The 12,303-nt window shown below is 43.7% G+C and carries 13 protein-coding genes; 9 read left to right on the top strand and 4 right to left on the bottom strand.

Going from position 1 to position 12,303, the window contains the following annotated elements; translation table 11 throughout:
- The first annotated feature begins 198 nt into the window (after window positions 1–198).
- Entirely contained in the window at window positions 199–483 is a 285-nt protein-coding gene (locus B2248_RS11735) for a DUF3144 domain-containing protein (RefSeq protein ID WP_273179428.1), read from the top strand.
- Between the two features lie 81 nt (window positions 484–564).
- Here the strand turns inward: B2248_RS11735 and B2248_RS11730 are convergent, their stop codons facing one another.
- Together B2248_RS11730 and B2248_RS11725 are read right to left on the bottom strand one after the other, a co-directional pair.
- Window positions 565–774: a cold-shock protein gene (locus B2248_RS11730; protein WP_007144101.1), complete on the bottom strand. Its 210-nt coding sequence runs from the start codon at window positions 772–774 to the stop codon at window positions 565–567.
- A gap of 336 nt (window positions 775–1,110) precedes the next feature.
- Window positions 1,111–1,539, bottom strand: coding sequence for a MarR family winged helix-turn-helix transcriptional regulator (locus B2248_RS11725; RefSeq protein WP_273179425.1), 429 nt, complete (start codon window positions 1,537–1,539; stop codon window positions 1,111–1,113).
- A gap of 101 nt (window positions 1,540–1,640) precedes the next feature.
- Here B2248_RS11725 and B2248_RS11720 point away from each other — a divergent pair, with 101 nt between their 5' ends.
- The gene (locus tag B2248_RS11720; RefSeq protein WP_273179423.1) at window positions 1,641–2,111 is read left to right on the top strand and encodes a DUF2798 domain-containing protein; all 471 of its coding nucleotides are present in this window, start codon (window positions 1,641–1,643) and stop codon (window positions 2,109–2,111) included.
- A 181-nt stretch (window positions 2,112–2,292) separates the two neighbouring features.
- On the opposite strand, the gene B2248_RS11715 is transcribed toward B2248_RS11720, so the two are convergent.
- A complete protein-coding gene (locus B2248_RS11715; RefSeq protein WP_273179421.1) occupies window positions 2,293–2,595 on the bottom strand; it encodes a hypothetical protein in 303 nt (100 codons plus the stop codon).
- A gap of 146 nt (window positions 2,596–2,741) precedes the next feature.
- On the opposite strand from B2248_RS11715, the gene B2248_RS11710 reads away from it, so the two are divergent.
- The 7 genes from B2248_RS11710 (at window position 2,742) to B2248_RS11680 (ending at window position 11,747) form a co-directional block, all read left to right on the top strand.
- On the top strand, window positions 2,742–3,692 hold the full coding sequence (locus B2248_RS11710; RefSeq protein ID WP_273179420.1) for a FecR domain-containing protein: 951 nt from the start codon (window positions 2,742–2,744) through the stop codon (window positions 3,690–3,692).
- A gap of 203 nt (window positions 3,693–3,895) precedes the next feature.
- On the top strand, window positions 3,896–6,943 hold the full coding sequence (locus B2248_RS11705) for a TonB-dependent receptor (RefSeq protein WP_273179418.1): 3,048 nt from the start codon (window positions 3,896–3,898) through the stop codon (window positions 6,941–6,943).
- A gap of 80 nt (window positions 6,944–7,023) precedes the next feature.
- Window positions 7,024–7,752 (top strand): Slam-dependent surface lipoprotein, encoded by a 729-nt coding sequence (locus B2248_RS11700; RefSeq protein ID WP_273179416.1) that lies wholly within the window; start codon window positions 7,024–7,026, stop codon window positions 7,750–7,752.
- Between the two features lie 75 nt (window positions 7,753–7,827).
- Window positions 7,828–9,336, top strand: coding sequence for a surface lipoprotein assembly modifier (locus tag B2248_RS11695; protein WP_273179414.1), 1,509 nt, complete (start codon window positions 7,828–7,830; stop codon window positions 9,334–9,336).
- 12 nt (window positions 9,337–9,348) lie between these two features.
- Complete coding sequence (locus B2248_RS11690; protein WP_273179412.1) at window positions 9,349–10,656, top strand: tetratricopeptide repeat protein; 1,308 nt, start codon at window positions 9,349–9,351, stop codon at window positions 10,654–10,656.
- Between the two features lie 80 nt (window positions 10,657–10,736).
- The gene (locus B2248_RS11685) at window positions 10,737–11,345 is read left to right on the top strand and encodes a biliverdin-producing heme oxygenase (RefSeq protein WP_273179410.1); all 609 of its coding nucleotides are present in this window, start codon (window positions 10,737–10,739) and stop codon (window positions 11,343–11,345) included.
- Between the two features lie 3 nt (window positions 11,346–11,348).
- On the top strand, window positions 11,349–11,747 hold the full coding sequence (locus B2248_RS11680) for a YbaN family protein (protein WP_273179408.1): 399 nt from the start codon (window positions 11,349–11,351) through the stop codon (window positions 11,745–11,747).
- Here B2248_RS11680 and B2248_RS11675 read toward each other — a convergent pair.
- On the bottom strand, window positions 11,722–12,228 hold the full coding sequence (locus B2248_RS11675; RefSeq protein WP_273179406.1) for a sigma-70 family RNA polymerase sigma factor: 507 nt from the start codon (window positions 12,226–12,228) through the stop codon (window positions 11,722–11,724). The genes B2248_RS11680 and B2248_RS11675 overlap by 26 nt on opposite strands.
- Between the last annotated feature and the right edge of the window lie 75 nt (window positions 12,229–12,303).

The following is a 12,303-nucleotide window of genomic DNA, read 5'->3' as shown; positions in this document are numbered from 1 at the left end:
GGTCACCTGACCGGTTTTTTTAATACTCTTTTGAAGCTAATTCTATAATTGTGGAGCATACATCTAGCGTGGCTGTGGTTTTATCGTGCCCCCTATCTGCTATGATGACCAGCGTTCAAATAGCTCAGATATAACAAATAAAACATCCTAGCTACTGACAATACATTTCAAATCAATAAAACCAATGAGAGAAAAAGAATGAGTGAAAATTCAAGCAAAACATTTCAAGAACGTGTTGATGAGTTCGTTGCTATTGCCAATGAGCAAGCAGCAGAAAGCTCGGTAGAAGACGTTAATACAGCGGTGCTATTTTCAGCCGCCCGCTTCAATGCCTTCAGCGTTGCCCGTTCTGTTGAAAACGCAGAAAACCTGCAAGCCGAAAAACAAGCCGCCATCGAATACTTCACTCAGCGTTATGCCGAAATGCTCAATCAAAATCTCGAAGAGTACATCGCCCGGTTTGATAGCTATACGCAGAAGTAATTGATCACAAACGCCATATAAACTTCAAAAAAAAAGGGCAAATCCTTGCGGACTTGCCCTTTTTTATGACCGAGAACGAGCTTATACGGCTACGATGTTCTCAGCTTGTGGTCCTTTTGCACCCTGAGTCACAGTGAACTCAACTTTCTGGCCTTCTGCTAGGGTTTTGAAACCTGAACTAGCAATAGCACTGAAATGGGCAAATACGTCTGCTCCAGACTCTTGTTCGATAAAACCGAAACCTTTCGCTTCGTTAAACCACTTTACTGTTCCATTAACTGTGTTTGACATAATAATTACCTGAATTTTGAATATAAAAAATGCCTCTAGAGGCTTGAATAGCGTGAAAACGAGCTGGAATCTAGAAACTTCAGGACGGGGAATTACGAATAAAACAACGAGATGGAGAGTATAAATAAAAGTCTTACTTTCGAGCTGGGTACACAGTATAGGGTTTCATTGGGAATGTACAGATATTAATTGAGTTTGGTCGAAATGATTACTATGACTCGATTTTGAACATCCGTTTATAAAGGCTTTATTGACCACAAAATCAAGCTGGCTGGGCCTAAGTGCCATTGACTGTTTGTAGAAAGCCATCAGCAGCAGTCGACGTCATATAGTCCTTTAATCCCCCCTCGTAAGATTTTTTGTCATTTTCTCCGCGACCATAACAAAGGTCTGTAAATCTTCTGAATCAATACCTTGCGTAATTTGCTTTTGCATTTCTTCAGAAACTCCCAGCAAACTTTCTTGCAAGGCCATGCCTTTGGAAGTCAACACAAGTAACTGGCTACGCTTGTCATCAGGGTTAGGTTGTTTTTTAACATAACCGTGATCAAGAAGCAGCTTAACTAGGCGCGTAATTTGCGCCTTATCGCGTTTAAAAAGCGCTGCAATATCCATAGCAGTGCAAGACTTGTTCTCATTAATAACCTTTAACACTCTAATATGCATGGGGGCAATACCCAGCTTTTTAATTTCAAGCTGATTGCTCAGTTGCTGCTTAATTGCATGCGTTAAATGAAATGTCGCTTCAAGGATATTTGCCTTCATATAAACCTCTATTAATTGTAGTTGACATTATCATCTATCATAAATTATAGTTGTTATTGTCAACAATTATTACTGCAAGGACAAAATTGTAGGTGAAAAACATGATAAAGAATACTGAAGCAACAAAACGGCCGTTATATATAAAAATTTTGGTGATCGCCTCCATCATGATGACTGTAGGAGGAACCTTGACCGCCATCATGACCTATAAAAATGTAGGTCTCACAGAAAACTTTATGACGCAGTGGTTATCATCGTTTGTTATCGCGACAGTGATCATGATGCCGATAGGGTGGTTATTTATGTCACTGATTGGCAAGGTCGTGCAATTTTTCATGTCTAATAGCAAAACCACACATCAGCAATTAGTCACCGGTTTATCAATGGCATTAATTATGGAAACTGTTATGGCCATCAGTACAACAGCAAATACGCTTGGTTTTTCAAATACAACAACATTTATTTCAGCTTGGGCACAGGCATTTATTACCGCGCTTCCTTTTGGCTTGTTCATGTCAGTAATGATGTCACTGTTTTTCAAACCGAGACTTGCTAAATTTCTGGCCAGCTAAGGAAAAAGGTAGAGACATGAAAAACCGTCTAAAAACAAAATCGAGCTACAAAGAAAAACACACTTTTGCATCCGGATATTGGAAAGCTTAAAGCTCACTAGACTAAGTGCACATGGTCTAAGAGAAAATATTTAATCACTGGACTCAGTTTGGTTGTGCCCAATATCACTATAAAACGACGCTAACGAATTCTTGGATTAAACGCTTGCCGTAAGACACGGTGAGCGATGGTGATAGATAAGGACATATGATCTTCCCCTTCTTGCAGGTAATAGTCACTTCGAAAACCATAGACTGATAGGGCTTTCATTCTGTCTGCCAGTAGCTCAATATCCTGCCGTTCCTGTACATCATCACCCCCTGCCACCAGCAGATACAGGCTTTTATCGACCAGTGATACTTCACCCGCTTTGACCTGTTTTATTAGGTCTTCCTGATCTAAAAGTGATATCGCACATGATTTCTTTTTACCCTCTGCCTTCAAAATTATTGCTGAGATATCAAAGGATCATAAAGCTTGATCAGCAGACGCTTAAACGATAATGTATCTCATTATCAAGTGTGAAAATATCCGCTTTCTACTCATGTCTCAACACGATCTTAAAACTTATTATTGAGAAAAACTGCTCCATGACACAGCCCCTCACTAAAACCGATCCGATCAATCAAGCTTGTATTTGGGCGGCACGACTGTGGGCAGATGATGCATCTGAGCAGGATAAGCATAACTTTCAGCAGTGGCTTGAAGCTGACCCTATTCATGAAAAAGCATGGCAACAAGTGTTAAACCTGCAACAGCAATTTAACGCGGTGCCCGACAGACATGTCGGCAGCAAAGTTTTACAACATCGTAGTGGTATCAGTCGTCGCCAACTGCTAACAGTGGCTGGTGTTGGCATCGGTGTCGGAGCAATAAGCATGGATCGCTGGTTGCTTTCACAGATGAATGGCACTTCTTATGTCACGGCCAAAGGCGAGATTCGTCATTGGCAATTAAGCGATGGCACCACATTAGCACTCAATACTGACAGTAAGGTTGATGTTCAATTTGACGCGGTCTCTCGTAAAATCATCTTACTTCATGGTGAAATCGCGATTGATACCGGTAAAGATGTCCGGCCTCTGTCAATTGTTAGTCGCGATGGTGTAATGGAACCATTAGGTACACGATTTAATGTGCAGCAATCAGCGCTGGATACACAATTAACGGTATTTGAAGGTCGGGTGAGAATCACACCAACAGAAACACCTGACTTACACACCATAGTTCCTGCTGGTGAAGGTGTTAACTTTTCAGCAGCCCAAATCGCTCAGCCGTTCCAGGCGGATCCTGTCTCGAGCTTATGGCAGGAAGGTAAACTCGCGGTAGCAGATATGCCGTTAAATGAGTTTGTCCAACAGCTAGCCAGATACCGCACAGGTATTGTTCGCGTTAGCCCCGAACTCAAACGTTTAACGATTACCGGTATTTTTTCTGTACAAGATAGTGATCGGGTGCTGGAACAGCTCACTGAAATTTTGCCTGTCAGAGTCAGCTACTTCACTCCTTACTGGGTCAGTATCAAACCACTGACGTCCTAATTTTTCTGTGGTTAACGACTTTCTTAGCTAATCACACTCGTTAAATTTCCCAAATAAAAACAAATGGATAACCACTTCACAGGGATCAGCTCGCCTAACAATCAGTTAATGCGAATAATTATTATTACGGATTTTCATTCCACGTTCGGTATTACAAGTACAAACCACTTTTACTGACCAATAAATACTGAAGGAACTGAAACATGCCGTTACGTCGTTTCTTGCGACTACCCACTTTATTCATAACGCTTAATATGTGTGCTGCCACAGGTTTGTTCGCCGGTGTCAGCCAATACGTTTATGCACAAGACAGCAACACGGATGTTCAGTCTTTTTCTTTATCTGCAGGCAGCCTGGATCAGGTTTTACGTCAATTTGGCCTCAATGCAGGCATCGCCCTGTATGTTGACTCCTCTTTGGTCAATCATCAACACAGCAATGGCTTGGTGGGTGACTATAGCGCTCAACAAGGTCTGCAAATCTTACTCGCAGGTTCTGGGCTGACCGCCATCCAACAGCCTGACGGCAGCTACCGTATTGAACCCGTCCCTACTCTGACCTTATCTGAAGATGAAAGCAGTGTGGATTTGGGAAAAATTGACATTGTGGGCGACACGATGCTCCTGACCAAGGACACCATTGGCTATAACGATGTGTATGATAAAAATATCTCCAGCACCTATGTCGGCAAACAAGAGTTAGAGCGATTTAAAGGTTCATCACCCGCCGATATGCTCAGTGGCATGCTCAATGTTTATAGTGCGGATGCGCGTAACAGTGGCGGGATTGATCCTAATATCCGTGGCATTCAGGGCCCTGGTCGTGTACCACTCACAATCGATGGCACCGAACAGGCGATTACTATCTGGCGTGGTTATAACGGTGCCAATAACCGAAGTTATATCGATCCGAACCTCATCGGTAATATCAAAGCGATAAAAGGCCCCAACCTTGAGCGTAATGTCCATAGTGGTATCGGCGGTGCCATTGTTGCTAGCACGCTTAGCGTGGATGACATTCTAAAACCGGGTGAAGCATTTGGCGGTGAGCTCAAACTCGAAGGCAGCAATAATGCAGTGGATGCAAATGTGCCCCGGTTATCCAGCGGTCAGTCCTACACAGATATTCCCGGTTTTGATGCTCAAGGTGATATCTACGATCCAACGCTTTATGTCGAACCTCATTCTGGTGGGCAAGACTACTTCGCTGACTATGCCTATCGCCTGGCCGTTGGTACGCGTCAGGAAAAATTTGATCTGATGGGGGCTTACGCTTACCGCAAAAAAGGTAACCATTTTGCCGGTAAACATCAGGATGGTTTCTACTCCCGCGGCTCAGATAATCTTCAAGACAATATGATTCCGGACCTGGCAAATATCTATAAGCCAGGAGATGAATTACCCAACACCTCCAGTGAAATGGAATCCTGGTTAGCCAAAGCCAAACTCAAATTCAGTGATGTTGAGATCCTGTCATTCGGATATCGGGATACCTCTACCACCTATGGTGAAATATTCCCGTCACGTATTTCATGGGAAAGAGCCGTCGATGAAGGCGTACCGCAATGGCCTTTAAGTGAGGTCAAAGCCAAAGCCTACAACCTCGAATACGAACTCAACCCTGAAACCAATCGCTGGGTCGACTTTTACGCGAGTGTCTGGAGAACGGATACCGTCAGTGATACCTATACTGCCGGCGGTTACCCCAACGAACCTTATGAGCGAAATGCCTCAGGTAATACCACTCTTCGTAATACAGCACTAAGGAATGCTAAAGAAGATCGTCAAGGTGTCACCTTGAGCAATACCTTTGCTTTGATGGAGAACCTTGATCTCACCGTAGGTGGGCGTTATCAACATGAAAAATTAAGCTCCGATGATCAATATGGTGACCCAGAGTTAGATAGTAGCTTCCGTATGTATCCCAAAGCTGGGCGTCGTCAGGAAAAAGAGATGAACTTCAACTTTGCCTGGAAACCCACACACTTTCTTAGTGTAGATGCCGGCATGCGTTATTCCTCTTTCTGGACGTTTGATGACTTTCGTAAAAGCCAATTGGATGCAGGTAAAACCAGCCTCAATAGTTATGCGCCTACGATAGGAAGAACCATCCACGTTGAATATGACAAAGTGATTACTCAGGCTGATGTCGATCCAGAAATACAGAATTGGGAGGATAACCGTGCCTTCTGGGAGTCAATGGGCGCTGACGTAGACGCATTCATCCAGCAGATTCAAGATACTGTAGGTACAACGGAAACGGCATCCTATGAGAGCGTCTGGAAAGTCGGTAAAGATGGAAAATATTATAGAAATAATCACCCCTGCTTAACGGCTGATGTCGATGTGACGGCTTGTCTTAACGGAGCGACCGTCATTGGCAATGTGCAAACCATTAAAAAGGTGAAACACCTTAAAGGTGATGGTTGGGCTCCGGTTCTGTCTGTTGCGATGGATCTGAATGATGATAGTCGTATCTATGCTCGCCATAGCCAAGCTTATCGTTTCCCCAGTTTATTTGAAAATACCATTAGCTTTTCAGCCTCACTGCCCAATCCAAATTATGAGTTAAAACCAGAGCATATTTATAACTATGAGGTGGGTTATGTTCATAACCTGGCGGGTATTTTTGATGCGGATTATGCCGATATCAAACTCAGTTACTTTTATAACCGCACTGAAAACGTTATCGAACGTGATCCTAATAGTCACTTCAGTAATTTGGAAAAACAAACACTGGAAGGCATTGAGTTTCAGGGACGCTATGACAACGGCGGTTTCTTCACCAACTTGAGCCTGGCCTATAACTTCGAAAATGAAGTCTGTGATGAATCCACTGCTGTTGTGCTCGATTATCGATCCACCAGTGATTGTGTTGAAGATGGCTTTGTCGGGGGTTATCTGGTGAGCATGGCGATGCCGGAATACACCGCAAACTGGACGCTGGGCGGGCGATTTTTCAATCGTAAATTAGAGCTAGGAAGTCGTGTCACCTATTACTACAAACACGAAGACAAGTTTGAAAGTAACTACCGTGATCCTTCAGCCATTAGTTACTACGCGAATACCCCCCTGTCATGGGACACCATTCTGCTATTTGATGCCTATGCCAGCTACCAGTTAAACGATGACATCAGTGTAGAACTGACCGGCACTAATCTCAGTAATGAATATTACATCGATCCGATGAGTCGTTCTGCTATTCCCGCCCCGGGACGCACATTCAAACTCAGCCTCACGGCTAAATTTTAATCATGAGACAAGGAGGTGGTTTCTCAAAAAAAGCAGTGTTATCGAATAACTAACTATTTTTTAAATACGAGGACAATATGATGAAAACAGTACAAAAACTATCCATTCTTGCTTTAGCGCTTAGTTTCACAGGCATGGCACATGCCACTGAATCGGGTCAAAGTTATTCAGGAACGATCACCGTTGGTGGCACCACCAGTACATCACCTGATCATCCGGGTACGGTTGGTGCGCCTGGTGTGGGCGTAAATGCCTTCTATGGTGGCACGATGATTAGTTTCTCTAGCCTGAAATCATTGGGTAGCGTCGACGCTAATAATATTTATGCCATTACTACCGCGATGATGCCCCCATCTCATGCTGCACTGGGGAATTTTGATTTTGCTCAGGTATCAGGACAGGAAGTCTATTTTGGTGAATGGTCACAAAATGGCACCACAAATGATCCAACTCGCGTGGTTTATTACTCTGGTGATGACACAGGCACTACCATGCCAACCACTGGTACAGCCGCCTACACTGTTAAAGGTATCAACAATTACAACGGCTCTAACTTACTGACCGGAACGCTGAATGCTAACTTTGGCACGGGTAACTTATCTGGAACAATGAGCCGAACTGGTCTGAGCATTGCTATCAATGCTTCGATTAATAGTGCTGATGCCAGCTTCTCAGGTGCCGCTGTAGCTAATAGCTCAGCGGTTGGTACATCTGAAGGTCACTTCTATGGTGCAGATGCTGCCGCTTTAGCAGGGATTGCTAAATTTGCTAATCGTGATTATGACACTGCTTTTGGTGGTGCGAAGTAATCATTGTTAGTGCAAGGATGAAACATGGCCAGATGCTTTCGGGCATCTGGCTTTTTCCTTTTCATGAGTTTCAACATGATTTTTGATGTATACCAATCTTATCGTTATCCCATATCAGTGTGGATAGCATTTTTGTGCCTGACCGTTTTATCGATCACCAGTCCGAACAGTTGGGCAGATGATAAAGACACGTCTCTCCGCTTAAACCAAGGAATCGAGTTACGCGCTGATCAACAAGAGCAGGAAATCCTGAAAGATGAGGACTATTTGCGAGGTGAACGGCCCAGTTTAATCATTGATGGTCAGTCATACACCGTTCAGCACAACAGTAATGACGTCGGCCGTGCCTTGTATGTGTCATTGCAGAAAAAACAGTGGTCGTCGGTGAAGTTTTTTCTGCAAGAATATGAAGAATTTGCTGATGCAGATCCTATGCTGCTCGCCTATGCACGAGGTGCTATTGCACGAATGGAAGGTAATCTGGAACGGGCAGAAACAGAATACCGCCAGCTTATCGACTTAAAACCCGACTTTTTGCCCGGTCAGTTAGAACTCGCACGCGTGCTGTTTGAAAATAGGAAAGATGCAGAGTCAGATCAGGTGTTTGGCAGCATTCAACAGACATTAAATCCTGCCGATGCACGTCAGCAAGGCGTTAGCACCACGGTAGATAGTTTTTTACAGGCTTTAGATAAACGCCAGTCATGGCAAGGTTCCTTTTCCATTGGCCCAACCTGGGTCGATAACTTAAACCAATCCTCTGAAAGCTACAGTTGCTTACTCTATTTTGGCAATGTCTGCTTTTACGAACGTGAGACACCCGAAGCGGTGAAAGCACATGGCCTGGATTACGAAGCCACACTGAATAAACGATTTGCTTTATCAGGCCATCATGGTGTGTTTTTCCGTTCATTATTATTTGGTCAAAGTTATAAAGATCATTCTGACTTCAATGAAAGCCAAATCACCTCACAGCTAGGCTATAGCTATCACGCTCAACGTAATCAGTTTTCATTCGCCCCTTCTTTTGATTTCTCACGTTATGGTCAGCGCTCCATGTACGGTGCCTGGGGTTTACATAGTGAGTGGTTACATTATGTGTCTGATCGTGTGCTGTTTAAACTCGAAGCCGACTACAAAGATCAGCAGTATCGACAAGAAGACTATGCCGCTTATAACGGTGATATCTGGTCAGCCTACGCCACCGCCTGGTATGTATTTCCTCACCGCTGGACTGTCTTTGGTGGTGTGGACTGGACGCAAAAACAGGCTGAAGTGGAACCCTATGCCTATCAGCAAATAGGCATCAGAGCTGGTCTGTCCAAAGAATTCAATGAAGACATTAACGCCGTGCTTTTTGCCTCTGTGCGTCAACGCAAACATGATGAATTTAATGCCTTACTGGGTGAGCAGCGTGAAGATATTGAGCAAAACTACACACTTATCGTGCGTTTCCCCGGACTGAGTTTTTATGGGCTGGAACCTAATCTCACCCTGAAACATCGAAAAGTGCATAGCAATGTGAACTGGCTTTATTCCTATGAACGTAATGCTGTGAGCCTCCGACTTGAGAAACAATTTTAATCGGGAAGATTTATGTCACGCATCCTTTTTTATCTGTTTTTATCGTTTTATTCTCTATATGCCAGCGCTGCCGATAATAGCTGGCAAACTCTACAAACACAGGCGACTGAAGCATTTAAAGCAGAAGATTATCAAACAGCTGAAACAACCATAAAACAAGCGATTGCCATTACAGAAAAAGCTGATAATGGGGCGGCCTATAAAGCCAGCAGTCTTAATTTATTAGCCTTTATTCAGGAGGCACAAGGTCAACATGAACAGGCAATGACAAGCTTATCAACCGCGGTGACCTTGGCAAAACAAGTCCTAGCCTCACCAGATGAGCAAATAGCCACCTTATTATTTAATCAGGGCGTATTACTGCAAAAAAATAATCAGTTAAATAAGGCTGATAGTGTGCTGGGTGAATCCATAGAACAGTTCCAGCTCAGTCACAGTGATGGTGGTGGTAAATTATGGCAGGCTATTTTATTAAGAGCGCAGATCTTAATATCACTTGGAAAGCAGCCACAGGCATTAAACCTGATTTCAGACACATTATCCGACGCAACGGATAAAGCAGATGATACCCCGTTACCGTTATCAATAGAAAGCGATTTAGTCTTATTAGCGGCTGATATCCAGCTAAATGAGGGTCAGTTATATCAAGCGATCACCTCGCTTGAACACATGAAAAAGAAGCTTAGTCATGACACAACATCAGCAGCCGAGAATTTGCCAGCATTGCTGAGTTTACTATCCAGAGCTTATGAGAAATCAGGCCAAGCAGATAAAGCAGCCGCCACCCGAGAACAATTTGTTCAATTACAAAATCAGGGCACACCTTCCATGACAATGGTGATGCAACTGAATGAGTTGGGGCTATACCAACAACAGCGAGATAACCTAAAACAAGCTGAACAGTATTACCAACAAGCCTTATCGCAACTATCCGCTTTGGGCAAACAACAGAGCATCGAACAAGCCACTATCCTAGGTAATCTGGGTAGCTTACAACTGGCTCAACATGACTTTAAAGCCGCTGAAACGTCATTAAAACAGAGCTTAGAACTGTACCGACACATTCGGGAACATCCCCTGCAAACTGCAGGTATAGCCGGTTATTTAGGCACGCTGTATTACAACCAGCGAGACTTTGCTAAAGCCGAAACCGCTTTCTTAACGGCAGTAGAAAACTTACAAAAAACGACTTCTGAAAACGATGGCAGTTTATTGCTGGCGTTACAAAATTTACAGTCACTCTATATCGCCTGGGGTAAATCTGAAAAAGCGGCAGCCTACAATCGAACCATCCAGGATCTTAAACAACGACTTCAATAAAAATCAGCGGATACATTACGGAAATTGGCAACTGCTTCGGTATATCAAATAACACAGACTTTTATTTACAGGATAAACCGATGACAGACCAACTCACTCTTTCAAACGCCTTACGTAGCGAAACACATGACTTACATGAAGTACTGGATAAGCGTGTGATGCAATTAAACCCGTTTGCAGATAGCGAACATTATCGGGGCTTTCTGCGTATGCAATTACGTCTTCATACTGCAGCAGAACCGCTATATCACAACAGCAATCTCTTAAACTTACTGCCTGACCTCAGCGGTCGCAGCCGTCTTAATGCTGTTTTAGCAGACTGTGAAGATGTTGAATTAAATAAAACGCTGCTCAGCGAAGATCAGCGTATTGCGAGCTATATCAGGATCGCAGATGAACATGAAGGCATTGGCTGGTTATATGCGTTGGAGGGCTCAACACTGGGCGCGGCGATGTTACTCAAACATGTCAAAAACCAACTGAACTTATCTGAAACCTTTGGTGCCAGCCACATGGCCGCACACTCGGACGGACGCGCCACTCACTGGAAACAGTTTAAAGCGATGCTAGACCAACTGGAGTTAACTCCAGCACAACGTGAAAAAGCAATAACAGGGGCAAAACAGGCTTTTATTTTTGTCACTGATGCCGTTAACGATGTAATGATAGATGATGCTATAGCGAGTTAAACCATGGTTATAACGTTATTGTGGCGCTTTTTCGCACTGATTTTTCTCGGTATTGCCTTCGCAGGCGTGATATTACCGGGCTTACCCACTACCGAGTTTCTATTGATGGCACTCTGGTGTTCGGCAAAAGGCTGGCCACAATTACACCACTGGTTAATACATCACCCACGATTTGGTCACATGATTCAGCAATGGCAGCAACATCGAGCAATCCCCCGACGCGCCAAAGTAATAGCGTTAGTATCGATGACGATAAGCTGCTGTTTACTGTTTTTAAGTGGACTGCCACTGTGGGTCAAATGCTTGAGCTCAAGCATGATGGTGGCCGTGTTGTACTGGTTAATTACCCGGCCAGAGCCATCAAATGATACAGAAGTTAGTCAGATGAAATTGAAGCAGTAAGACACGCCTGTAAGCCTTTGGCGATATATTTTTCCACTGAGGAGACAGAGACATTTAAGTGTTTAGCAATGTCCTTATAGCTCATGCCATCAAGTTGCCTCATTAATAAGGCTTGGCGCACATTGGCAGGCAGACGATGTAATAAGCTATCAATTTCGGTCAAGGCTTCTATCATCAACGCCTGAGTTTCAACCGAATGGGCTGTGTCCTCGGGTTGTTGTTTCAGATAGTCCAGATAGGCTTCTTCCACACGCCGACGGCGAAACACATCAATAACCAGCCCTTTAGCAATATGTGTGAGATATTTACGTGCATCTTTTTGCTCAGGTAGTCGACCACTTGTGAGTATCCGTAGATAGGTATCCTGAATCAGATCAGCCGTGGTCTCTGGACAACCCATTCGCCGCTGAATAAATACCGATAACCAACCACGGTGCTCCAGATACAGATTCTCGATTGTGTCTGTGTGGGTGGCACGCATGATGTTCTCCTTAAAATAGCTATATTTACAAATCTTAACGAGAATCATTATCATTTATTAAGTTTTAATTAGCAA

Origin of the sequence: Methylophaga sp. UBA2012 (assembly GCF_002335235.1) — a bacterium.
Taxonomy (GTDB): domain Bacteria; phylum Pseudomonadota; class Gammaproteobacteria; order Nitrosococcales; family Methylophagaceae; genus Methylophaga; species Methylophaga thalassica.
This window is presented reverse-complemented; position numbering and strand designations above follow the sequence as displayed.